28 protein-coding genes are annotated in these 24851 nt (G+C 42.1%); all 28 read right to left on the bottom strand.

Translation table 11 applies throughout. The annotated features are described in order from the left end of the window. A complete protein-coding gene (flhB, locus tag BRLA_RS15870; protein ID WP_003336926.1) occupies positions 1-1101 on the bottom strand; it encodes a flagellar biosynthesis protein FlhB in 1101 nt (366 codons plus the stop codon). Further along, positions 1101-1880 carry a flagellar biosynthetic protein FliR gene (fliR, locus tag BRLA_RS15875; RefSeq protein ID WP_003336925.1) on the bottom strand — a complete coding sequence of 260 codons (780 nt, stop codon included), beginning with the start codon at positions 1878-1880 and terminating at the stop codon, positions 1101-1103. Before fliR ends, flhB begins: the two co-directional genes overlap by 1 nt. Before the next feature lie 3 nt (positions 1881-1883). Next, complete coding sequence (fliQ, locus tag BRLA_RS15880; RefSeq protein ID WP_003336924.1) at positions 1884-2153, bottom strand: flagellar biosynthesis protein FliQ; 270 nt, start codon at positions 2151-2153, stop codon at positions 1884-1886. A 15-nt stretch (positions 2154-2168) separates the two neighbouring features. Continuing rightward, on the bottom strand, positions 2169-2951 hold the full coding sequence (fliP, locus tag BRLA_RS15885; protein WP_003336923.1) for a flagellar type III secretion system pore protein FliP: 783 nt from the start codon (positions 2949-2951) through the stop codon (positions 2169-2171). Positions 2952-2953: 2 nt separating this feature from the next. Beyond that, positions 2954-3625, bottom strand: a complete 672-nt coding sequence (locus BRLA_RS15890; protein WP_003336922.1) for a flagellar biosynthetic protein FliO — start codon at positions 3623-3625, stop codon at positions 2954-2956. Between the two features lie 6 nt (positions 3626-3631). Then, on the bottom strand, positions 3632-3994 hold the full coding sequence (locus BRLA_RS15895; protein WP_003336921.1) for a response regulator: 363 nt from the start codon (positions 3992-3994) through the stop codon (positions 3632-3634). 26 nt (positions 3995-4020) lie between these two features. Beyond that, complete coding sequence (gene fliY, locus BRLA_RS15900; RefSeq protein WP_003336920.1) at positions 4021-5394, bottom strand: flagellar motor switch phosphatase FliY; 1374 nt, start codon at positions 5392-5394, stop codon at positions 4021-4023. Then, positions 5387-6382, bottom strand: coding sequence for a flagellar motor switch protein FliM (fliM, locus tag BRLA_RS15905; RefSeq protein WP_003336919.1), 996 nt, complete (start codon positions 6380-6382; stop codon positions 5387-5389). Before fliM ends, fliY begins: the two co-directional genes overlap by 8 nt. 55 nt (positions 6383-6437) lie before the next feature. Beyond that, positions 6438-6887 carry a flagellar basal body-associated FliL family protein gene (locus BRLA_RS15910; protein ID WP_003336918.1) on the bottom strand — a complete coding sequence of 150 codons (450 nt, stop codon included), beginning with the start codon at positions 6885-6887 and terminating at the stop codon, positions 6438-6440. 15 nt (positions 6888-6902) lie between these two features. Continuing rightward, a complete protein-coding gene (locus tag BRLA_RS15915; protein WP_003336917.1) occupies positions 6903-7118 on the bottom strand; it encodes a flagellar FlbD family protein in 216 nt (71 codons plus the stop codon). A gap of 96 nt (positions 7119-7214) precedes the next feature. Next, complete coding sequence (gene flgG / locus BRLA_RS15920) at positions 7215-8012, bottom strand: flagellar basal body rod protein FlgG (RefSeq protein ID WP_041752296.1); 798 nt, start codon at positions 8010-8012, stop codon at positions 7215-7217. Positions 8013-8093: 81 nt separating this feature from the next. Continuing rightward, positions 8094-8498, bottom strand: coding sequence for a TIGR02530 family flagellar biosynthesis protein (locus BRLA_RS15925; protein ID WP_003336915.1), 405 nt, complete (start codon positions 8496-8498; stop codon positions 8094-8096). A 25-nt stretch (positions 8499-8523) separates the two neighbouring features. Continuing rightward, positions 8524-9858 carry a flagellar hook-length control protein FliK gene (locus tag BRLA_RS15930; protein WP_003336914.1) on the bottom strand — a complete coding sequence of 445 codons (1335 nt, stop codon included), beginning with the start codon at positions 9856-9858 and terminating at the stop codon, positions 8524-8526. A 56-nt stretch (positions 9859-9914) separates the two neighbouring features. After that, positions 9915-10817, bottom strand: coding sequence for a MotE family protein (locus BRLA_RS15935; protein ID WP_003336912.1), 903 nt, complete (start codon positions 10815-10817; stop codon positions 9915-9917). Between the two features lie 14 nt (positions 10818-10831). Then, the gene (fliJ, locus tag BRLA_RS15940; RefSeq protein WP_003336911.1) at positions 10832-11284 is read right to left on the bottom strand and encodes a flagellar export protein FliJ; all 453 of its coding nucleotides are present in this window, start codon (positions 11282-11284) and stop codon (positions 10832-10834) included. Between the two features lies 1 nt (position 11285). Further along, the gene (gene fliI / locus BRLA_RS15945) at positions 11286-12608 is read right to left on the bottom strand and encodes a flagellar protein export ATPase FliI (protein ID WP_003336910.1); all 1323 of its coding nucleotides are present in this window, start codon (positions 12606-12608) and stop codon (positions 11286-11288) included. Then, positions 12605-13441 carry a FliH/SctL family protein gene (locus BRLA_RS15950; RefSeq protein WP_003336909.1) on the bottom strand — a complete coding sequence of 279 codons (837 nt, stop codon included), beginning with the start codon at positions 13439-13441 and terminating at the stop codon, positions 12605-12607. The genes fliI and BRLA_RS15950 overlap by 4 nt, the downstream gene beginning before the upstream one ends. After that, positions 13425-14438 (bottom strand): flagellar motor switch protein FliG, encoded by a 1014-nt coding sequence (gene fliG, locus BRLA_RS15955; RefSeq protein ID WP_003336908.1) that lies wholly within the window; start codon positions 14436-14438, stop codon positions 13425-13427. Before fliG ends, BRLA_RS15950 begins: the two co-directional genes overlap by 17 nt. Before the next feature lie 12 nt (positions 14439-14450). Next, on the bottom strand, positions 14451-16025 hold the full coding sequence (gene fliF, locus BRLA_RS15960; RefSeq protein ID WP_003336907.1) for a flagellar basal-body MS-ring/collar protein FliF: 1575 nt from the start codon (positions 16023-16025) through the stop codon (positions 14451-14453). A gap of 37 nt (positions 16026-16062) precedes the next feature. After that, the gene (gene fliE / locus BRLA_RS15965) at positions 16063-16365 is read right to left on the bottom strand and encodes a flagellar hook-basal body complex protein FliE (RefSeq protein ID WP_003336906.1); all 303 of its coding nucleotides are present in this window, start codon (positions 16363-16365) and stop codon (positions 16063-16065) included. Positions 16366-16384: 19 nt separating this feature from the next. Next, entirely contained in the window at positions 16385-16846 is a 462-nt protein-coding gene (gene flgC, locus BRLA_RS15970; protein ID WP_003336905.1) for a flagellar basal body rod protein FlgC, read from the bottom strand. Positions 16847-16849: 3 nt separating this feature from the next. Continuing rightward, positions 16850-17260 (bottom strand): flagellar basal body rod protein FlgB, encoded by a 411-nt coding sequence (gene flgB / locus BRLA_RS15975; RefSeq protein WP_003336904.1) that lies wholly within the window; start codon positions 17258-17260, stop codon positions 16850-16852. Between the two features lie 345 nt (positions 17261-17605). Continuing rightward, a complete protein-coding gene (gene codY, locus BRLA_RS15980) occupies positions 17606-18385 on the bottom strand; it encodes a GTP-sensing pleiotropic transcriptional regulator CodY (protein ID WP_003336902.1) in 780 nt (259 codons plus the stop codon). Between the two features lie 57 nt (positions 18386-18442). Continuing rightward, complete coding sequence (hslU, locus tag BRLA_RS15985) at positions 18443-19843, bottom strand: ATP-dependent protease ATPase subunit HslU (RefSeq protein WP_003336901.1); 1401 nt, start codon at positions 19841-19843, stop codon at positions 18443-18445. 6 nt (positions 19844-19849) lie between these two features. Continuing rightward, entirely contained in the window at positions 19850-20401 is a 552-nt protein-coding gene (hslV, locus tag BRLA_RS15990; RefSeq protein ID WP_003336900.1) for an ATP-dependent protease subunit HslV, read from the bottom strand. Between the two features lie 6 nt (positions 20402-20407). Beyond that, positions 20408-21334, bottom strand: a complete 927-nt coding sequence (gene xerC / locus BRLA_RS15995; protein ID WP_003336899.1) for a tyrosine recombinase XerC — start codon at positions 21332-21334, stop codon at positions 20408-20410. 61 nt (positions 21335-21395) lie between these two features. Beyond that, complete coding sequence (gene trmFO / locus BRLA_RS16000) at positions 21396-22709, bottom strand: FADH(2)-oxidizing methylenetetrahydrofolate--tRNA-(uracil(54)-C(5))-methyltransferase TrmFO (protein WP_003336898.1); 1314 nt, start codon at positions 22707-22709, stop codon at positions 21396-21398. Positions 22710-22769: 60 nt separating this feature from the next. Further along, positions 22770-24848 carry a type I DNA topoisomerase gene (gene topA, locus BRLA_RS16005; protein WP_003336897.1) on the bottom strand — a complete coding sequence of 693 codons (2079 nt, stop codon included), beginning with the start codon at positions 24846-24848 and terminating at the stop codon, positions 22770-22772. Positions 24849-24851: the final 3 nt, after the last annotated feature.

Here is a 24851-nt window from a genome sequence, read left to right on the forward strand (position 1 = left end):
TCATCGTTTCACTTTACCTTGCAGTTTATAGACATAGGCCAATACCTCTGCTACCGCTTTGAACAGTTCCTCTGGAATGGTTTGACCAACCTCTACCTTTGCGTATAATGCCCTCGCAAGTGGTTTGTTCTCCATTGTAACTACGCGGTTCTTTTTGGCGATTTCTCGGATTTTCAAAGCTAAAAAATCCTGACCTTTAGCAATCACCGTCGGCGCCATCATTTCAGCAGAATCATACTTAATCGCTACCGCAAAGTGGGTCGGGTTGGTAATAATGACATCTGCGTTAGGAACTTCCTGCATCATGCGGCGCATGGCCATCTGTCTTTGGCGTTCTTTAATTTTACTTTTGATGAGGGGGTCACCCTCCATTTTTTTATGTTCATCTTTAATGTCTTGTTTGGACATGCGTAGATTCTTTTCATATTCGTAGCGTTGATATAGATAATCAAGGAATCCTAAGATAACCAACAGCATTCCGACTGAAATCCCCAGCTTCACGACCTGCCAGCCTGTAAACTCTAGCACTGCTTCGATTGTGGAAAAGGAAAGCCGTGGAATCTTATCCTTGATGTCCCATAAAATCATGTAAACAACAATCATTCCTGCTGTAATCTTTAAAATAGACTTAAACAATTCAACAAGAGTCCGCATCGAAAAAATTTTCTTAAAGCCTTCGATTGGATTTAATTTTTCTAGTTTAAATTGAATTGGTTCTAAGGAGAAAAGCACCCCGACTTGCAAATAGTTGACCACTAACGCGACCAACATGCAGACGCCAAACACCATACCCAGAATCTTGGCTGCCTCCTTGACGACCTGCAGGGTAATCACCTGAAGATTTTCAGCATTTACTTCCCAGGTCGCATAACTGCCCAACGATTCGCGTAGAATGCCTTCAAAGATGCCTAACATCCAAGAGCCAGCGATCATCAACAGAAAAAATACGGAGCTGATCATAAAAGCGGGGGCCAAATCTGAACTTTTGGCAACCTGCCCTTTTTTGCGAGAATCCTGACGTTTTTGAGGAGTTGCTTTTTCTGTTTTTTCGCCGTTAAAAAATTGCAGGTCTACTGTCACAAAAAAACGTGGATAACTCATCATGCTCCTCCCAAAATCAAGATCAATTCCGCCATAGCCTGAAACATCTTGGAAATATAATTACTAAGTACTAAAAAGAATCCAGGCATGATGAAAATGAGCATTAAAAAGCTAATTAACAGTTTCAATGGAAGACCTACCACAAAAATATTAAATTGTGGAACCGTTTTGGCGACAATACCAAGAGAGAGGTCTACCAGAAATAAGGCAATAACAATCGGTATTGCCATCATGAAGGCGCTCAAAAACATCTGCGAAATAGCCTTCAGCATAAACTCTCCAAATGCTTCAGAAGAAAACGAGACTCCGAGTTTGCTAATCGGGATGGTCTGATAGCTTTTCAGAATGCCCTGAATCATCAAATGATGTCCATTAATACTCAAAAAATATAAGGTAGCTAGGATTTCCTTCAAACGACCCGAAATTGGTACATAAGCACCTGTAGCCGGATCTACAACGTTAGCCATAGCTAAACCCATTTGCAAATCCATGAGTCCACCCGCTACCCGTACAGCCGAAAACATGAGCTGTAGCAAGAACCCCAATAACAAGCCCACGATCGTTTCCTTTACTACATAAGCAGCAAAAGTGATATCCAGCGGAATTTTATCCAAAATGGGTACATAGGCAAAACTGATGAACGCCATAGCAGCAGCGAAGCCAATCTTAAACTGATTAGGCATACCGCGTTGCGTAAATAGTGGAGCCGATACCACAAAGGAAATAATTCGCACAAATACCAGCAGGTACATGGGCAAGAACGTTTCAATCAGTTGCATATTCTACCCCACAAATCTGTACAGGTTACCCATGATATTTGCTGTAAATTCAATGACAATACGCAGCATCCATGGACCAAAAATGAGCAAGGAAAGAAACACGGCTACGATCTTGGGAATGAACGCCAACGTTTGTTCTTGAATTTGTGTTGTTGCCTGAAAAATACTCACCATTAGCCCGACTAACAGCGCAATTCCCAAAATAGGGGCAAGCACGATCAATATGGTATATACTGAGGATTGCGCAATTTGTAAGATCATATCTGATGTCATGTTTCATCAGGCCTCCTAGAAGCTTAAAAAGAGTGATTTCACAACGAGATACCAGCCGTCCACCATGATAAACAACAGGATTTTAAACGGTAGTGAAATCATGACAGGCGGGAGCATCATCATCCCCATCCCCATCAAAATACTAGCCACAATCATATCGATAACCAAAAATGGAATAAACAACATAAAACCGATTTGAAAAGCTGTTTTTAATTCGCTGATGGCAAAAGCAGGAACCAAGGCTACTAAAGATACATCTTCTATTGACTTTGGTTTTTCAGACTTCGAGTATTGCAAAAATAACGCTAAATCCTTTTGTCTCGTCTGCTTTAGCATAAACGATTTTAGAGGAATAACTGCTTTATCCAACGCTTGTTGCTCCGTAATTTTCCCCTGCATCAACGGTTTTACTGCGGTATCGTTAATGGTTTGAAATGTAGGCGCCATGACGAAGAATGTTAAGAACAACGCCATACCCACAATCACCTGGTTAGGTGGCATTTGTTGAGTAGCTAAAGCCGTACGTACAAACGACAACACCACTACAATACGCGTAAAGCAAGTCATTAAAATTAAGATGCTGGGTGCTAAGGCTAAGACCGTGAACATTAACAGCAGTTGAATTGTAGAAGCTGTTTTCTCAGGAGTATCTGCTCCCCCGCCGATCTTAAACTCTACCTGTGGAATTTTGGTTAAAAGTCCTGCTGCATCTGATGTACTTGCTTCAGCAACCTGTGTATAGGTCATCAAACAAAGAAACGTTGCACATATGAATAGAAGTGGCAAAAATCTGTTCATGACTAATCCCCTTTGCGGCGGTTCTGTTCCCATTGATTCTTTTGTTGCTCCGCATGGGAGACTTCCCGCCACTGTTCGTCCAGTAGCTGATCAAAAGAGGCATCTGTTTGTTGAGTGTGCGTGGATGTAGTCTTAGATTGTGCTTGAAACAAATGACCAAGCTTATTCCATGACCAATCAGGAGTTGTTTTATTCTCGATATCGGCCAAAATAACATCCAACTCATCACCAGGCGGAATCTGCCGGATAAGCTGAATATTTTCCCCCACGCCTAACACATAAAGCGAGTCGCCAATCATCACCAATTGAATGGACTTACCTGTTCCAAGAGAAAAGCCTCCTAAAGTTCGAAATGGGCCACTTTCTCGAAAACCGCCAGCTTGTCTCTTTCCTAGCCATTTGAATAACAGATAGATTAGGCCGACAACTACTGCTAATGAAAAGACGATTTGGACCACATATCCAAGAATACTAGGGCTTTTTGGAACTGGAGAATCCGTAGATAACTCTCCCCCAGTCCCTTGTTTTCCCTGTTTTGCATCCTGCTGTAACCAGTCAAAAGCTGACCCCTCTGTCTGTTTTGCCTCCGCATAACTCACTGTTGGTGAAGGCGCTACTACAGCAAAAACTAGTAACATTGCCACGAACAAACTACGAATGTTCATTGCATTCATAATCGTTTAGCTCAACGTCTTTTTGATGGCTTCGATTACTCGATCCGCTTGGAAAGGTTTTACGATAAAGTCTTTCGCACCAGCCTGAATAGCATCGATAACCATAGATTGTTGTCCCATTGCGGAACACATGATAACACGAGCATTAGGATCAAGCTTGCGAATTTCCTTCAAAGCTGTGATACCATCCATCTCTGGCATTGTAATATCCATTGTTACTAAGTCAGGACCTAACTCCTTATACTTCTCAACTGCTTGGGCACCATCACTTGCTTCCCCAACAACCGTAAAACCATTTTTCGTCAAGATTTCCTTTACCATCATTCTCATAAATGCTGCGTCATCCACGATTAACACTTTGTTAGACATCCTACTGTTCCTCCTTAAAGATCTGCTTATTGTAACTTCTGTACACGATCCCATTGACTAATTATATCGGTTACACGCACACCGAAGTTTTCGTCAATGACAACGACCTCACCTTTTGCGATCAGCTTGTTGTTGACTAATATATCAACAGGCTCACCCGCTAATTTGTCTAACTGAATAATAGAACCAGCAGACATCTCTAGTATATCGCGAATTAGTTTTTTTGTACGACCCAACTCTACAGTTACCTGAAGTGGAATATCCAATAGCAGCCCTAGGTTCTGCTCATCTGACTGAGCAGCATTATTCCCTTGGAATGGGGCAAATTGTGCTGGTTGAACATTCGCTGCCGCTACCGGTGAGTTAATCGCTCCCCCAGCCTGTTGTGGAGCCTGAGCATATGGCTGCGGATATGGCGGGTATGGATACGGATATGGAGCATACCCTTGATTTGGCGGATAGCCATATGGTGCTGGTTGCGGCGGATACGGATGCGGTGGTTGTTGTTCATAACCACTCGGAGCCGCGCCCATAGGCATACCAGGTGTTTGTTCCATAACTGGCTGTTGCGGTGCTGATGCTGCCATTGGTGCTTGTGCTGCAGGTGTTCCTTGCGGAGCTACTGCTGGGTTTCCAAAATCCATGGACGCTTCATGCATGATAGAAGCTGTTGCTGATGTCTCAACCATCTCCGGTCCTTCACTTCCCATCAAACGACTAATCATTTGTTTGGCAAAATTAATTGGTAAAAGCTGCATAATGTTAGAATCAATTAGCTCTCCTTGATCTCCAACCTTAATTTGGAAGGAAATCTTGACAAGCTCCTCACCGCTAGGCAATCCTTCTTCTCCTTGCCCATTCTGTAGGTCCATCATATCAATCCCAGGAGGAGAAATGTTCACTAATTGATTAAAAATAGTCGACATCGAGGTTGCGGCGGAGCCCATCATTTGGTTCATTGCTTCCTGTACAGCACTCAAATGCATTTCTGATAGCTCAAGAGCATTATTTCGGCCATCGCCACCCATCATTAAATCTGCAATGACAGAGGCATCTGCTACCTTAATAACAAGCATGTTGATACCTTGAAAGCCATCCGTATATTCAACATGCACCGCAACATGCGGTCGCGGAAATTCATCGACTAACTCACTTCTCTTCACGATGGAGACTGTTGGTGTCGTAATATCTACCTTTTGACTTAGCAGAGTAGATAATGCAGTTGCTGCACTGCCAAACGTAATATTACCGATTTCACCTAAAGCATCTTGCTCAAAGGGAGAGAGATATTCATCAACATCGGCGATGCTGTTCTCCACTTGTGTTGGCTCCTCAGAGAGGTTATCGTTGGCTTTTAGCAAGGCATCAATCTCATCTTGAGACAACATATCTCTACTCATAGTTTTCCTCCCCCTCCTCTATCACTTCATCGATTTGTACAGCTACCTTACCTTTTAATGTACCTGGCTGCCCGTAGAATTTCAGGCAATCGCCCACTTTGATATGTAATCTGTTATCGATGGTTTGGTCCAATTGAATGACATCACCTTGAGTTAGTTGTAAAAATTCTCGTACGGTGATGGTGCTTGTTCCTAGTTCCGCACAAATCGGCAATTTAGCAGTTTTGACTTGATCTTCTAAAAGCAGTCTTTCTGCTTCATCTCGTTGTCGTCGCTGTGTTGAGAACCAGTATTGCCCTGATAATTTTGGCATGATCGGTTCTAATACCACGTGCGGCAAGCAAAGATTAATCATGCCTGTCGTATCACCAATCTTGGTGCTAAAGGAAATAACAGCAACAATTTCATTAGGTGAAACAATCTGCATAAATTGCGGATTCATTTCCAGAACTTCCAAATATGGATCTAATTCGATAATTTGTTTCCAAGCTTCGTGAAAACTATCTAGCGCCTTGCTGAAGACGCGTTCCATTACGGTCGTTTCAATCTCGGTCAATGCCCCCATTTTATCTGGGATCATTCCTTGACCGCCCAATAATCGATCCAACATCGCATAAGCGATATTTGGATTTACTTCCATTACCATTCTACCTTCTAAAGGCGGTGCCTCAAAGATATTTAGGATGGTCATCTTCGGTATAGATCGGATAAATTCGTCGTAAGGCAACTGGTCAACAGAGGCGACATTAATTTGCACGAAGGTCCGAAGCTGCGCTGAAAAATAGGTAGTTAAGAGTCTGGCATAATTCTCGTGAATTCGCGTAAGTCCGCGGATCTGATCCTTAGAGAAGCGAAGCGCTCGCTTAAAATCATATACCTTGATTTTTTTCTCGGCATCTTCTTTTTTAAGTTCATTAGCATCCATTTCTCCAGAGGAAAGAGCAGCTAATAACGCGTCTATCTCACCTTGTGAAAGTACCTCGGCCATGGCGGTCACCTCCTTTTGCGCTTTGTTTCATCCCACTCATCGTTTTTCTCATCTCTTATGTCTTTTTTAGGTTCGTTGTGCTAACAAGAATGATTCTACCATCTTGCATAATTGAATTCACATCATTTAGGACTTTAGCCTCAAGCTTGTTAATGCCTTCTGTACCTTTTAGATCCTCTGGAGTTAATCCAGCCAAGCTTTTAATAATAACCTGCTTTACTTGCGGCAATCTTTTTTCTAGCTCAGCTTTGCCTTCTTTACCGTCTGCTGTAATGCTAAAACGTACTACCACGAAGTTATTGGTTAAGAGGTTAGTGGTAATATCATCGGTATCTACCGAGTATTCCTTCATTTCATCTGCATTTAATGCTTTTACTACCTCTGCTCCGTTCGTTTGTTTTGCTGGAGCAAACGTGTACATGTACATAAAGAATGCTGCCACACCTAACAGAGTGATAGCAATTAGAATAATAAGTGCCATATTTACTAATTTATTTTGAAACATAGCGGCCTCCCGTTATTAGCTAGATTCGCCTGGTTGTTTAAGCGTCTTTGCCAAATACGATTCCTGATAGAACTGCTTCATTTGAAGAATGATGTCTTCGACTGTCTCTTTGACCAGATACTTTTTGCCAGTGGTTAAGGTAATAATCGTATCTGGTGTTGCTTCTACTACTTCAATATGAACCGCGTTTAAATAAAAGGTGTTTCCGTTAAAACGGGTCAAGCGAATCATCGAACGACTCCTTTCAAAGGTGGCAGAGGAGGAGTTATTCCTCCTCTTGCCTTATCGTTGTGATGCGGATGATTATTTCTTACTACTAGCTGTTACCTAGCGTTTTAGGTTAATCAGCTCTTCCAAAACGGTGTCGGAAGTGGTGATAATACGGGAATTCGCTTGGAAACCACGCTGTGCAACAATCATTTCAGTGAACTCTTCACTTAGGTCTACGTTGGACATTTCAAGTTGACCTGAGAGAATTTTAGAGTTTGCCTCTGTTGGAGTAGTCGTTTCCATTTCAATGTTCCCTGATGCTACTGTCGTTTTAAATAGGGAACCACCCACTTTTTCTAATCCCCCTGGATTTGGAACTGTAACCATACCTATTGTAGCAGCTGTTTGTACTTGTTGATCGTTCCCAACAGTAGTGATTACCCCATCAGAACCAATTGAATAGGACACTACATTATCTCTCTCAATCTGAACAGGTTGTCCAGTCTCATCTAGTAGCTTCATTCCTTGTGGGTTAACAAGAAATCCCTCAACATCGCGTTCAAAGTTACCGGCACGAGTCAGATATTTATTCTCTCCATCCGAAACCACGAAGAATCCATCACCCTCAATAGATAAATCAGATGTCAAATTCGTGGTCATTGGGCTACCAACAGAGTGAACAACGTTAATGGCAGCAACTGTGGTTCCCAAACCTATTTGCTTTGGATTAACACTACCTCGTGTTTCAGATGGTCCTGATTCACTACCAACCTTTTGGCTTAAAATATCCTGGAACATGACACGGCTCTTTTTAAAACCAACCGTATTCACGTTAGCAATATTATTACCAATTACATCTAATTTTGTTTGAAAACCCTTCATGCCGGATACACCGGAATACATCGAACGAATCATCAATAAACCTCCCTTTTTCATTTATGGATTACCTCAGTCATTTGGCAACCCGTGGGCTTCCTACATGAGGGCCGGCCCTATTTATACAAAGACTGCACTGTCAATATTGGTAAATACATTTTCCTTCATTCGGCTTTCATCCATAGCCGTAATTACCTTTTGATTCGAGATGCTTACGACATAGGCGACATTATCCATCAAGATTAGGGACTCTCGTGCTCCTTTGTCCCTCGCCTTTTGAAACCCACTCTCCAGCCGCTGCATATCTTCTGGTTGCAGTTCAATACCACTCTCACGCATCCTCTGTACCGCATGCTGGCTAAAGGAGAGGGCTTTTGGAGAGGAGCTCTGACTCTGCTGGGCCGTTAAGGAATCAGAAAGCCATTGATCAAATGGCTTAGTCGCTGGTTGCGAAGCTCCCGTCTTCTTAGGAGTGGAGAGCCGCGAAGGATAATAGGTGCTTCCTACACGTATATGATGGTTCAAAACTATCCCTCCATCCTTATACCCTTTATGCGTTCAGGTCTACGCGAGATGCTCCCAGTCTTCTACTGCTTTCACGCTCGCTATCGAGAACACTGTCAAAGGAAGCTTCTGCTTGCTCGTTCTGTGTACCTTGATCCTGTGATTGCTCACGAGCCTGCTGACCACCATTTCCTTTGTCCTGATCAAATGAGAATGTGGAATTAGTGTTTTGTTGGCTTACTTCCAGCTTATCCACTTGTATCCCCTGCTGAGCAAAAGCGGTTCTAAGCTGAGCCATTTGTTGATCCAGCATGTCTTTGCCATGTTTGGATTCAGCAATAAAGTGAGCGGTAATCACACCATTGTTTGAGCTAATACGCACATCAACTTTACCTAGCTCCTGTGGATAAAGGATTAGCTTTGCTTCCGTTACCCCTTGGAGTGTTCCTACTTTTAGCTGACGGACAAATATATCCGTAACCTGCTGTGGCATCTGTTCTGCTCGAACAGGGAAGCTTCTCATTTCCGGTGCTGTAGTTGATTGCTTTTGTACCGGAGTAGCTGAAATGTTCTCCACGTGAAGTTGAGCGGTCGCATCTACGTCTCCATCAACGGTTTCTTGGTTCATAGCTACTGGTGTGATTGCTTCCTGCATGGTAGCTTGGAACGATTTCACCTGAATACCCGCTTCCTGGCCATATTGGCTCAGTGCGTGATTAACTCGAACGGGTTGCATATGAGTAGGAATTTGGTTGGAAACCTCTACTCGATTAGCTGTAGTAGGCATCAACTGCTTTTTCAATTGAGGAGTAACCAATACGGATTGTTGCTCTTCTAAAGCCCCATCCTTTTGTAAGGAAATCCCCATTTGTCCCAGCGTTTTTTGCACGGTTTCAAGCAATTTTTGATAATCCCCCTTTGCTTGATCAGGAGTCATCGACGGCAGCTTCTGCAACAAATCAGTTAATTTGTTAGCATCCTCCGCAGACATTCCCTGTGCTGTTAATGCTTGAAGTAAGGTTTGTTTTCCCTCATTCGTTGTGAGTGTGATGATTGGAAGCTTGCCGGCAGTAGCTTCCTCAGCTTGTCCATCCTCCACGCTGATTTGCTGTTCCTGTGGCAAGAGCATCTGTTGATTGGCTCCTAGCAACTGCTGAAGCATCGCCATCAGATCCTCCAAAGCACTTGCATCTTCATCAGAAAGACCCGGAAACTCCACTTCAGACATGTTAGTAAAGGCTCCAACCGCTAAGCCTAATTGCAAAGAAAAAATTCCTTGCTCCTGGCCGGCAACAGAAGCCTGTCCTCCATTTACTAGTGGAGCCGCTCCGGTTGTGCCAGGTCCCATAGGCATCACAGCTTGCATGTTTCCAATATTCATCTAATCACCTCCTATATAATTTCGTTGCTATGTAAACGATGAAGAACATTTGTACTTCATCGAGGCAACGCATTCGTCAAGCGCGCTGCTAATTCGGGGTTTGTCTTGCTAATTTCACTTAGAAACTCGCCCCGTTTATTGTCAGATACTTGTCCCAGTACGCTTAAAGCACGTTCTGAATTTATTTTATACAGTGAGATTAAAATTTTAGATGCATCTCCTGCATTCATAGATTCAAAGCTTTTCATTAACTTCTCTGCATCTATTTTGCTTGATTCCCTAGTTTCACTTAAGGCTTTCGTTAAAATTTGGACCCGCTGTTGTAAGGCTGCTATGTCATCATCCTTGGAAATTTGATTATCCTTTAGCAGAATAGAAATATCCGCGGCCTTTTTTGGGTCCATCTTCGCCAGTAGCTGAGCCTGTTGGTCTGTCTTCATTTTGGAAAGAACAACAACGGCTTCCTCCTTGCTAAGATTACTTACGATCGCGGCTGCATTTTTAGCCGACATAGTGCTGTATATCTTAGCTAAATCCTGAAACTGTTTTTGTCTTTCTTCCTCTTCTATGCGCTTTTCTTCCGTTGCTTTTTGTAGATTCGCGATTTGTTTTTGTAAAGATGCAATCGTGCTATCTTTTTGGCTTACCTCTTTTTGCAATTGATCAGCAGCCTGTTTGCTCTTAGCTGCCTCCTCATTTACCTGAGCCTTTTTTGCTTCCGTTTTGCTATCTTCTTTGCTACCTTCTACCGTTTGGCTAGTTGGTGTATCGTCTGGTATCAGCTTTTCTACATATGGAATGTTATTTAGCCAATCTTTTACGCTTCCCACGACATCGTAGCCAAGGAGGCTTGCCAAGATTCCAGCTAACAAACTAGCAAATAAGGCAGGAATAACAATGATGTATAAGAGCCACTCTAGCCTGTTATACTCGCGTTCCTCCTGGATTTCCTCTTCCATGAAGACGCCTCCTTTCACACCTGCTTCAATTGTCGGAGGAATCGATTTGTGCCGATCTCATCCATTTCTTTTTGTTCTACTTGGTTTTGCCATTCTATATATTTGGTTTGAGCTTTATCACGCAGGGTTGACCACAGCTTGGATTCTTGCAAATGGTAGTGCAATTTCTCCTTGCATCGCTCAATTTCTTTATCACAACCAATAATGCGACGTTTTTGCGTTTCAATCTGGCGGTCAACTACCTGCTGAAATCTCGTTACGGCTAATAAGTCAGATGCGCTGCATGCAGAATGTTGCATATCCACAAGCGAATCGGACATCGTATTTCGCTTATCAACAAGTCGATATAGCTTTTGCTCTTCTTGTTGTTTTTGTTGTACCGATCGACCAAATGCCCATTGTGCTTGTTCTGTTTCTTTTTCCTTTAAATCAAGTACTTTTTGCATATGGAAGCGAAAAGGCTTCACGTTACATCACACTCCCAAAATGAGCGGTTAATGCTTGCAGAGTCGTATCAAAATCGGAGGGCTCATTAACGCCCTGTGCCGTAAATGCCCGAATCGTCTCTCTATGACGAATAGCGGCATCAATTTCTCGATTCGTTCCCATCTTGTACGCTCCAATATTAATTAGATCCTCTGCCTCTTTATATGTAGCCATGTGTCGTTTTAATTCCTGAGCTGCTTGTAAGTGCTGTGGAGTGCAAATCTCACTCATTACCCGACTCACGCTTTGCAAAATATCAATCGCTGGAAAATGCCCTCGTTGGGCAATTTTGCGATCCAACACAATATGACCATCTAATATCCCCCGCACAGCATCGGCTATCGGATCATTCATATCATCAGAGTCAACCAATACGGTATACAAAGCGGTAATGCTGCCTTTGTCTGATGTACCTGAACGTTCCAGTAGCTTAGGCAACATAGCAAATACAGACGGGGTATATCCGCGTGTAGCTGGTGGTTCACCAATGGCGAGACCAATTTCACGCTGAGCCATAGCAAAACGTGTCACAGAATCCATCATTAACATCACGTTAAGCCCACGATCCCTAAAATATTCAGCAATCGCAGTAGCAATCATCGCACCTTTAATACGAATCATTGCTGGTTGATCTGATGTAGCAACTACAACAACAGACCGTTTTAATCCCTCTTCGCCTAAATCTCGCTCGATAAAGTCCCGCACTTCACGTCCACGCTCTCCGACAAGAGCAATAACATTAATGTCAGCAGTCGTATTGCGAGCAATCATACTCATCAAAGTACTTTTTCCTACCCCAGAGCCGGCAAAGATACCTACACGCTGACCTTTTCCCATTGACAATAAGCCATCTATAGCTCGAACACCTAAACTTAGAGGTTCTGCTATTCTCGGTCTTGTCAATGGGTTAGGTGGCATGTTATCAGTTGGATAGTTCGTTAGTCCATAGGGAAGCGACTCATTTGATAAAGGACGACCTAAACCGTCAAGAATACTCCCTAAAATTTCGGGTCCTACCTTCACTGATAAAGGTCTACCTGTAGCTACTACATCACATCCAGGACCGATGTACGACAAATCACCAAGTGGCATTAATAGAACCTTTGTATCTCGAAACCCCACCACCTCAGCCATAATTGGCTCTTTGTGATGAGGCGATTCAATCATGCAAATCTCACCTAATTTAGCTTCAGGTCCCTGGGATTCTACAGTGAGTCCCACTACCTGTGTCACCTTACCATTTATCCGGTGAGGAGTAATTGTTTGCATAGCAACTTTATATTTTTCTGCGTTTAATGTAATCATTGGGATTCACTTCCCCGCGCTACGTCCATCAGAATTTGTTTGATTTCTTTTAGTTGGGTATCAATTTTGGCATCCACGCTTCCGTAGGCTGTCCGGATAATGCAACCTTCATCTTTAACGGCATAATCTGGATAAATGCCTAGTTCCGCTTGTCCATCGATTAACGAAAGCAATTGTTCACGGTGTTCTTCGACAAATGGATACAGTTTGTGATTCACCAAAATAGATACTTCTCCATGCGAGCGTGAGCTTTTTAAAGCCTGTCGAACAATCTCAACGACCTTTTCAGGTGCCAGCGTCAGCTCATCATGAATGATTTTACGAGAGATATCTAAGCTCAGTTCTACTAAAAATGGCTCGGCTTCCGCTATAACCTTCTCTTTGGTCTCATAAGCTTGCGTTAAAACATCCTTAGCCTTTTGAACATTTTCCTCCTGTTCAAGACGTGCCTGCTCTAAGCCCTGCTCCTGACCAAGAGCATATCCTTCCTCACGAGCCATTTCCTTGGTCTGCTGCGCCATTTCCTCTGCTTCTTTTTGCTTTTGCTCCCACCACTCGGCTATCTCCTGCCGTGCTTGCTCGCGCAATTGCTCTGCTTGATTAGAAGCATCAGCCATAATACTTTCAGCTAGCTCTTCCGCATCTCGTATAATGGCCTTCGCTTCTTCTTCGATTTTCTGATTATCAAAAACTTTATTTTCCAGCAACATTTCGTCTACTTCATCCGTCTGTACTTGTAAAGCAGCATTCATTTTCTGAGTTACTTCAAGTACATAGGCATCTACAGACTGGACATATCGATTTGCCTTAACAATCCTAGACAATGATATCATCTCCTCCACCGCGGGCGATGATGATTTCTCCAGCTTCTTCTAAGCGACGAATAGTAGCAACAATCCGGGATTGTGCCTCCTCAACATCACGCAATCGCACAGGTCCCATAAACTCCATTTCTTCTTTGAAGGTATCTGCCATCCGTTTGGACATGTTGCGGAAAACCGTTTCGCGAACTTCTTCACTTGCCACTTTAAGCGCAAGCTGTAAATCGTTGTTGTCCACATCGCGAATAACACGTTGAATGGAACGATTGTCCAGTGTAGCAATGTCTTCGAATACAAACATGCGTTTTTTGATCTCTTCCGCAAGCTCTGGGTCTTGAATCTCCAGTGAATCAAGGATGGTTCGTTCTGTACTACGGTCAACACCATTTAAGATGTTTACGATTGATTCAATGCCACCCGCTTGTGTGTAATCTTGGGTTACAGTTGCAGAAAGTTTTTGTTCCAATACCTGTTCTACCTGGGCAATTACCTCTGGAGATGTACTATCCATTAAAGCTATCCGTTTAGCTACATCTGCCTGACGATCCTGCGACAGTGATGACAAGATCATGGAAGATTGCTGTGGTTCTAGATAAGCTAGAACCAATGCAATGGTTTGTGAATGTTCATTTTGAATAAAGTTAAGGATTTGACTAGGGTCCGCTTTTCTAGCGAAGTCAAACGGGCGCACTTGCAAATTGGCTGTCAATCGGTTCAAGATATCTAGCGCTTTGTTTTCTCCTAATGCTTTTTCCAAAATTTCCTTTGCGTAGGTAATACCACCTTGTGCTATTACTTCCTTGGCAACTGCAATCTGATGAAATTCTGCTAGAATTTTGCCTTTTTCTTCATGATCCACTTTACGTACACTGGCAATTTCCAATGTAAGCTGTTCAATCTCATCTTCACGTAAATGCTTAAATACCTGTGCCGAGACATCTGGACCAAGCGAAATGAGCAAAATCGCAGCTTTTTGCCTTCCAGTTAACTCTTTTGCGACACGAGCCACTATACTCACTCCTTAGTCTTCTGCTAGCCACGTACGAAGCAGAACGACGAACTCGTCTGGATTGCTTCGAGCCAATTTTTCCAGCTGTTTACGAACCACCGCTTCATCTGTATCATCTTCCAAAGAAGATAGATCTGGAATATCAGGCGATGGAGTAAACGGAAATTCCTCTTCGAACTCTTCCTCTTCTTGCTCTTGCTGTTTGCGTCGACGAATAAGCATAAACGCAAGTGCTCCTATGGCTAATAAAGCTACTGCTCCGACTCCATACATCACGGTTGGAGTAAAGAAGCCATTGTTGTTATCATCTTGGTTGCCGGAGAACGGTTTTGCAAAAACAGAAATACGCTTGTTCACTTCATCATCGGGTAAATTCTTATTGCTGACGGCTACACGAACAACATTACCAATTACTTTTTGTATGTTTTCTTTGGTAGCGTCATCCAACGTTCCTCCATTTGGAGGCTCAACCCCAACGTTGATAGAAATATCGACAATTTGATATGGACTAGCGGTTACGTTCTTCGTTATACGATTTACTTCACGATTGACAGTATCAGACAGCTCTTCATATTCACTATTGCTACCTTGAGTTGTAGCAGACTGGTAACTGCCAACTTGGTTATCACCTGTACCGGCTACACCACCGATCGGCGGAGTTCCTTGTCCGGTATATGCTTTTGATAATTTTTGAGAACTAATTATAATACCTTCATCATTTACAACAGGTGAAACTAAATTTTCTACACGGTTTTCTTTTGAGAAATCCATTTGTACCATTGTATGTACGACAACTTTATCTCGGCCCATAATGGTGGATAGCATGTTGAATAAGTTCTTCTGTATTTCTCTTTCTACTTTATTACGTATCCGTTCTTGCTGTTCAAAAGCAGTAAGTGAATTGCCCTCTTCTTTACCAGCTAACTCCAATGTATTGGAATACTGATCGGTAATCGTTATGTTTTCTACAGGTAAGTTTTTCACTGAGCGTGAAACAATGTGATACAAAGATTTGATTTGTGCATCGTTTAATTGAGCACTTGGGTCTACCTCTACCATGACTGATGCTGTGGCTTTATCTGTGTTGTCCGTGACAAACGTGGTTTCTTCCGGCATGGTTAGGATAACTTGGGCAGTACGAACCCCTTTGACTTTTTCCAAGATTTTTCGAATCTCCTGTTGAAGAGCATCTTTCTTCATCACTTCAAACTGGCGATCGGTCATGCCAAACATATTATTAGAGAAAATTTCAGAGCTGATCCCAGCATCCTTAGGAATTCCTTGAGCTGCTAAATCAACTATGACATCTTGCGCCATTGTTTGCGGCACTTGAATACCTGTCCCATTTCCAGTTAAACGATATGGGATGTTTTTTGCTTCTAGTTCTTGTTTTATCGCACCAACTTCTTGCTCGCTCAATCTGTCATATAAATTTACATATACAGGACGAGAAGCTATGTATAAATAAAGGGAAAGCGCGATAAGTAGGAAAAGAGCTGAAGCACCTATCAATAATTTTTGTTTTTTCGTGAGCTTGTCCCACATTGTCTTTATCTTGTCTCGATATAACAATAAACGTTCGTTCATGGTTCACCTCTACAGAGCTGCATACCCGTTTGGAACCTTACACCTGCATGCGCATGATTTCCTGATATGCTTCGATCGCTTTGTTACGTACTTGCATCGTCATTTGTAACATGAGAGAAGCTTTTTGACCCGCTACCATCACCTGATGGACATCGGTCACTTCTCCTGCGGCATATTTTATTGCCATTTCTTCTGAAACTAATTGCGCCTGATTCACCTGATCAAGGGCATCGGTCATATAGGCCGAGAAATTGCGCGCTACTTCAGCCGGTGAAGCTGTATTTTTTACTTGTTGTAGCGGCTGTGCATTTATGACTGAACCTATGTTATTAATTTCCAACTGTCAGTCAACCCCTTTATTATTTACCATTAATCTCTAGTGCTTTTTGCATCATGCCCTTTAATGCATTCATAGCTGTAACATTTGCCTCATAAGACCTAGAAGCAGAAATCATGTCAACCATTTCTTTTGTCACGTCTACATTAGGCATCAGGACGTAGCCATCTAGGTCCGCGTCCGGGTGTTCAGGATTATAGACCCTTTGAAATTGACTATTGTCCTCTTTAATCCCGGTAACATGTACCCCAGATTCCTGACGACCTGCTACATTCCCGACCGCTGCTTGTAGAAGATTGTCGAATGACTCTCCTGTTCTTGGTGATAATTCTACCATCTTACGTCGGTACGGTTGCCACGCCCCATTTACGAATTTCCCACGAGTCGTATTGGCATTTGCGATATTAGAAGCAATCGTATCCAGCCTTAGCCGATTGGCAGTCAAGGCAGAGGCACTTGTATCAATTCCACGAAACAGACTCATCTACTATCTTCCTCCCTCAACAACACTCTTCAGTTTCGTAAAGTATCCATTTGTTAGCTGAACTAGACCGTTATACCAAATGGTGTTCTTGGCCTGTTGGCTCATTTCAAAATCAATGTCCACATTGTTTCCATTATTTTGAATTGACGTCTGGTTGTTCGTTATGGTCCGGGCCTGAGGGATATTACCTAAACCTGTGCCAAATGGAATGTGTCTCTGATTCGTTCGATATGCTTCTAAGGTTCGACCACTATTTCCTTCCAATGCCTCCTTCAGCAAGCTTTCAAATACTACATGCTTGCTCTCAAAATGAGGAGTATCAATGTTAGAAATATTGTTGGCAATCACTTTTTGTCTAAGCATAGCGGCGTCCAATGAGTTTTCTAGTACATTTAATTGCGTAGATTGAATCAAGCTTCTCTCCCCTCCTTTGTGCCTAAGCTTACATTTTTCTTCTATTTTCTTTGCAATTCGACATCTAACACGCACCTATAATACCATGAAGAAAACTACTAAGAAAGCCCTATCTTACTAGGACTAGGAAAAATGTTACAAAAGTCTCAATTGGTTAAAATGCCTATAAAAACAGTGCTTTTTACCAATTTTGTCACATTCGTTTCATAAATGTATTAATAATGTGAATACTTATTGTGAATACTATATAACTAAGTGATAAATATGAAAAAAAAGAGAAGAAGGTCAATAGACCTCCTTCTTCATTTTTCAACAAAGCGCATAACAACTGGGTTTTATGTCAGTTTATGGCGTTTTAAGCTTTTCTAATTCCGGAAGAAGTTTGCCATTTAGAACTTTAATAAATGTACCCTTCATACCCAAAGAACGTGATTCAATAACACCAGCACTCTCTAATTTTCTCAAAGCGTTAACAATTACAGAACGCGTAATACCTACGCGGTCAGCAATTTTGGAAGCAACAAGTAGGCCTTCTTTCCCATCTAGTTCTTGGAAAATATGCTCAACCGCTTCAAGTTCACTATAGGACAATGAGCCAATAGCCATTTGTACAACAGCTTTGCTGCGCGCTTCTTCTTCAATTGCCTCAGCACGTTCACGCAAAATTTCCATACCTACTACAGTAGCGCCCACTTCAGTTAGAATTAGGTCACCTTCAACAAATTCTTTATTTACACGAGCCAAGATCAATGTACCCAATCGATCTCCGCCACCCATAATTGGAACAATTGTAGTCCAACCTGTAGGGAATACTTCTTTCATTTCCACTGGGAAAGCACTATGTGGACTGTTTACATCAAGGTTTGCAGATGTTTCTTCAACTTTTAATAGACCATTGCTATATTCTTCTGGGAAACGGCGATCTTCAAGCATTTTGCGAATACGATCATTGTCGATTTCCTGTGCAATTGCATATCCCAGTAATTTTCCTTTTCTACTTAAAACGAAAATATTTGCATCAATAACGTCACTTAGTACGCTTGACATTTCATTAAAATTAACCGCGTTACCAGCCGTTTTTTGAAGCATACGGTTAATCCTTCTAGTTTTTGTTAGTAAATCCATCGTATATTTCCTCCTGACATCTTCTCACAAATAGATCGCCAATATATATATTTCTCTCTATAAAATGTATTGACTTAGGTCGCGATTCTGTACAATGCTATTTAACTTTTCTTGTACATATTGAGCGGTAATATTGATCACACTCAGGTTAATTTCTGTTGCTTCAAAAGATAAATCCTCAAGCAATTTTTCTAATAGGGTGTGAAGTCTTCTTGCTCCGATATTATCGGTACTTTGATTTACCTCTGTTGCCAATCGTGCTATCTCATGTATAGCATCTTCAGAAAACACAATTTTAATTCCTTCCGTTTCCAAAAGGGCTTGGTATTGTGTAATTAATGCATTTTTAGGTTCTGTCAATATTCTTATAAAATCTTCGGCTTTCAGGCTTGAAAGCTCTACTCGAATCGGGAAACGCCCCTGTAATTCCGGAATAAGATCAGATGGTTTGGCTACATGGAACGCTCCAGCAGCCATGAAAAGCATATAATCTGTCTTCACTGGTCCATACTTGGTCATAATCGTAGAGCCTTCCACAATCGGTAAAATGTCACGTTGGACTCCCTCTCGTGACACGTCAGGCCCACGACTATCCTTTCCGGCGATTTTATCAATCTCGTCGATAAAGATAATCCCAAATTGTTCAGCTCGAGCTATTGATTCTTGAGTCACTTCATCCATATCCACCAGCTTTTGAGCTTCTTGTTGAATCAAGATTTTACGTGCTTCTCGGATGGTCAGCGTGCGTTTTTTGGTTCGCTTAGGCATCAAGCTCCCAAACATTTCCTGCATCTGATTCCCCATCTGCTCTGCACCAGGAATTTGCAACATATCGAACATGGACGGTGACTGATCTTCTACTTCTATTTCGATCTGTTCGTCCTCAAGCTGACCTGCCGCTAGCTTCCAGGCCATTTGTTTTCGTCGTTGCTCTAGGGTTGGATCTTCCTGATCGCTTTTTTCGGTTTGTTGCTGGTTAGAAAATAACATCTCAAAAGGATTCTTAAAGTTGTTTTGCGGTTTCTTTGAAGGAAGTAAAAGCTGAACTAGCGCTTCTTCAGCATTTTTCTCCGCCTGTTCCTTGACTTTTTCCATCTTTTCCATTTTGACAATTCGGATAGATGATTCCACTAAATCGCGTACCATCGATTCTACATCGCGACCTACGTAACCGACTTCTGTATATTTTGTAGCTTCTACTTTTATAAACGGAGCTCCGGTTAGCTTTGCGATACGACGCGCAATCTCCGTTTTCCCGACTCCAGTCGGTCCAATCATCAAGATATTTTTAGGAATCACTTCATCCCGAATTTGTTCCGGCAAGCGACTACGACGATATCTATTGCGAAGCGCTACAGCAATGGCGCGTTTAGCCTGCTGCTGCCCTACAATGTATTTATCCAAATGTTCTACAATCAAGCGGGGGGTCAATTGCTCCCAATTTAATAACAAGGACATCTCTCCCTACCCTTCCATTTTCATGTCTTCAATTACTAAATTCGTATTCGTAAAGACGCAAATTTCAGCGGCTGTTAAAAGACTGGCTTCAGCAATCTGTCTAGCAGTAAGCTCTGGTGCATATTTTTTCAAAGCCCGTCCCGCTGCAAGGGCAAAATTTCCGCCTGACCCGATGGCTAGTATGCCGTCGTCCGGTTCAATAATTTCACCATTACCTGAGATTAAAAGAAGATGTTTGCGGTTACAAACAATCATCATGGCCTCCAAACGGCGCAATACTTTATCAGAACGCCATTCTTTAGCTAGCTCGACCGCCGCTCTCTGTAAATTCCCATGATACTCTTCCAGTTTGCCTTCAAAAAGTTCAAACAAAGTAATTGCATCAGCTACAGAGCCAGCAAATCCTGCCATAACTTCCTCTCGATATAGTCTTCGTACTTTTTTGGCTGTATTTTTCATTACCATACTGTTGCCAAACGTAACCTGACCGTCTCCTGCCATCGCCGCTTCACCCTTATGCTGGACGGCAAAAATGGTTGTAGCATGAAATTGTTCCATAGTCGTTCACCCCCTGTGAAAATTTGCACGCGGATGTGCAGTATCGTATACCTCTCGTAATCTTTCTTTTGTAATGTGAGTGTATACTTGTGTAGTGGAGATATTCACATGTCCTAATAGCTCTTGTACCGTCCGCAAATCTGCCCCTGCATTTAGTAAATGAGTTGCAAAAGAATGACGGAAACTGTGCGGTGAAATCCCTAGATGAAGGGCTGCTTGCTGTAGATACTTATCTACCATTCGGCGCACACTACGATCAGATAAAGGGGTTCCCCTATAATTTAACAAGAGTATTGGGTTATCTTTTTCAGCCTTGGCTAATAACTTCGGACGTCCTGCCTGTAAGTATTCTTGCATAGCTTTGATAGCAAAACTCCCAATTGGCACATATCTTTCCTTAGCACCTTTACCGAACACAAGAGCAATTCCATTCTGAAGGTCAACATCATTAATAGACATTGTTACCAATTCAGACACGCGCATTCCACTTGCATATAAAAGTTCCATAATAAGGAAATCACGAAGACCAAGCGGTGTAGATGTATCAACTACTCCCAATAGAGCTTCTATTTCATGCGGATACATAAAGGTAGGTAGCTTCTTCTCTACTTTTGGTGTAGAAACCATTTGGAAAGGATTTTGATCCAAATGCTCTTCACGCATTAAAAAGCGATAGAAGCTCCGCAAGCTAGACAGCTTTCTCGCAATACTTCGACGGGAAAGACCTTTTCTCGCAAGATGAGCTAAAAAAGACCGACCATGTAAATAAGAAACAGCAGCAAATTCATTGATTTGTTGCTGTTTCATAAATACGACAAATTCATTGATATCTGCTACGTATTGCTTCAGCGTATGAGGAGAGACGTTTTTTTCCACCTTTAGGTAATGGATGTAAGATGTGATCCATACGGAAAACTCTGATGAATTGTCCATCTGAGATGTACTCCTCCCAAATCACATATATAGTAACATAGCGGTAAACAATGAAACAACTTTAATTATGTCTTTTATGTGTAAAATTCTGAATACTGCCAAGCGCGCGTTCAGCAAGCTTTTCGTTTTTTTCCTTTTTGTTCCTAATTTTAATTCCTAAACTTGGTAAAAGACCAAAATTAGCATTCATTGGCTGGAAATGTTTGGCGTTGGTTGTTGTGATATAATGTGCCATACTGCCCATTACGGTCTCAACCGGAAGAATGATTTGCTCTTCACCCTTAGCAAGACGCGCTGCATTGATACCCGCTAGTAACCCAGAAGCCGCAGACTCAACATATCCCTCAACACCGGTCATCTGTCCAGCAAAAAACAAACTATCTCTATCTTTGTATTGATAAGTTGGTCGTAGCAACTTTGGTGAGTTGATAAATGTATTGCGATGCATAACTCCATAACGAATGATTTCACAATTTTCCAATCCTGGAATCAATTGAAAAACCCTCTTTTGCTCTGGCCATTTCAAATGAGTCTGAAAACCTACTATGTTATACAAAGTTGCAGCGCTATTGTCTTGTCTTAACTGAATAACAGCATGTGGTTGTTCCCCAGTACGTGGGTCTATTAACCCTACTGGTTTCAACGGACCAAACAGCATGGTTTGCCGCCCGCGAGAAGCCATGACCTCAATCGGCATGCACCCTTCGAAAAAGACCTCTTTTTCAAATTCCTTTAAAGGAACCGTTTCTGCAGAAATTAATGCATCATAAAAACGATTAAATTCCTCTTCGTTCATAGGGCAGTTTAGGTATGCCGCTTCCCCTTTATCATATCGAGAAGCAACAAACACTTTTTCCATGTCAATTGAATCCTTCTCGATAATAGGCGCCGCTGCATCATAGAAATACAGATACTCTTCTCCCGTAAGCTGCTTTAATTTGTCGGAAAGTGCTGGAGAAGTAAGCGGACCAGATGCAACGATCACAATTCCCTCAGGAATCTCCGTAATTTCTTCATTAAGTACCTCAATTAACGGATGGTTACGTACTGCTTCCGTAACATACTCTGCAAATTCATGACGGTCAACAGCCAAGGCCCCACCAGCAGGAACCTGGCATTGATCGGCTGCCTTCATGATTACAGAATCAAATTGACGCATTTCTTCTTTTAAAACCCCAACGGCATTGGTTAATGAATTAGCTCTAAGCGAATTGCTGCAAACCAATTCAGCAAATTTATCTGTGTGGTGCGCAGGAGTTTGCTTAACCGGTCTCATTTCGTACAGCTTTACAGCAACACCAGCCTGAGCGATTTGCCAAGCAGCTTCACTTCCGGCAAGACCTGCTCCAACCACAGTTACAAAAGGTTGTGTCATGGTGAAAAATCCTCTCTATACCTACTATTTAATTAATCAGGGGAATAGAACTAAAAAGTTCTAAGAATCCCCTTCTTCTTCGTAATCACATTTTGTACAGACAATATTTACGCCTTGTTTTTTTCGTTTCTTTTCAACAAGCAACTCGCCACACTTTGGACAAGGTCTGGAAATTGGTTTATCCCAGGACAAAAATTCACATTCCGGATAGTTGGTACATCCATAGAAAATACGATTCTTTTTGCTTTTACGCTCGACTACCTCACCACTTTTACAGCTAGGGCATTTAACACCGATATGCTTGACAATTGGTTTGGTATTTCTACAGTCTGGAAACCCAGAACAAGCGAGGAATTTTCCGAAGCGCCCTAATTTGTAAACCAAATGCTTACCGCATAGCTCACAAATCTCATCAGACACCTCATCCTTTAGCTCCACTTCCTTCATTTCTTCTTCTGCAACTTTAACCCGTTCAGAGAAGCCTTGATAGAAAGAATCGAGAACCTTTACCCAGTCTGCTATCCCATCCTCAACCTGATCAAGACCACCTTCCATTCCAGATGTAAATTCTACATCTAAAATCTCAGGGAAAAACTCTTCAATCAAAGTGATGACGATCTGACCAAGCTCGGTAGGTATAAACCTCTTCTCTTCTAAAGCCACGTATCCACGCTTTTGAATTGTTTCTAGAGTAGGAGCATAGGTGGATGGACGACCAATTCCGTTTTCCTCTAACGTCTTGACCAATCTTGCTTCTGTATAACGTGGCGGTGGCTGTGTAAAATGCTGTTTTGGTTCAATGGCTTTCTCAGATAGAAGCTGCCCTTCCTCGATTGGAGGTAACAGCTTATCATCTTCATTGGAACCGTCATCATTTCCCTCAACATATACTTTCATAAAGCCTGCAAATTTTACTTTAGAACCGCTGGCACGAAACATTACACCATTGTTCTCTATGTCTACGCTCATTGTATCAAGAACGGCTGAGGCCATTTGACTTGCTAAAAAGCGTTCCCATATTAAGCGATACAATCGCAGTTGATCTCGACTTAAGTATTCCTTCATGTCATCAGGCGTACGTAAGACAGACGTGGGGCGAACTGCTTCATGAGCATCCTGAGCATTTTCCTTCTTCGGTGCTTGACGAGGTTCCTTTACAGAAAACTCCTGCCCATAATGATTGTTTATGAATTCCTTCGCTTCGTCTTGAGCGATTTGGGATACGCGTGTTGAGTCAGTACGCATATACGTAATTAAACCGACTGTACCTTCTTTGCCTAAATCAATACCTTCGTATAGTTGTTGAGCAATCATCATCGTCTTAGCAGTACGGAAATTAAGCTTACGAGCGGCTTCCTGTTGCAAGGAACTCGTGATAAACGCAGGAGCTGGATGACGCTTGCGTTCCTTCTTCTGCACTTTTACGACTCTGTATTCGTCTTTCTTGATTTTTCTCAAAATCTCTTGGACATTCTCTTCTGAAGAGAGTTCTACCTTTTCGTTAGCATATCCATAAAAACGAGCTTCAAATGGTTTTTTATTGGATTCTAATGTAGAAGTAATCGTCCAATACTCTTCAGGAATAAACTTCTGAATCTCTTTTTCTCGATCGTTTATCATTTTTACGGTTACAGATTGAACACGACCTGCACTCAAGCCCTTACGTACCTTTTTCCATAAGATAGGACTAATATTATAGCCCACGAGACGGTCTAAAATTCTGCGAGCTTGTTGAGCGTGAACCAAATCCATATTAATGTGTCTTGGATGCTTAAATGCATCTTTAATAGCTTCTTTCGTGATTTCATTAAACACTACACGTAGAGGCTTTGTCATATCAAGACCAAGATATGTGGCTAAATGCCAAGCAATAGCTTCCCCTTCACGATCCGGGTCGGCTGCGAGATATACTTTAGTCGCTTTCTTAGCTGCATCTTTCAATCCTTTTAAAATGTCACCTTTACCACGAATGGTTATGTATTTGGGTTCAAAATGGTTACCAACATCAACCCCCATTTGACTTTTAGGGAGGTCGCGCACATGGCCCATTGACGCTTTCACGACATATTTGCTGCCCAGATATTTACCTATCGTCTTTGCTTTCGCCGGGGACTCGACGATAACGAGAGTATCAGCCATTCT

This window comes from Brevibacillus laterosporus LMG 15441 (genome assembly GCF_000219535.2).
Classification (GTDB): Bacteria; Bacillota; Bacilli; order Brevibacillales; family Brevibacillaceae; genus Brevibacillus_B; species Brevibacillus_B halotolerans.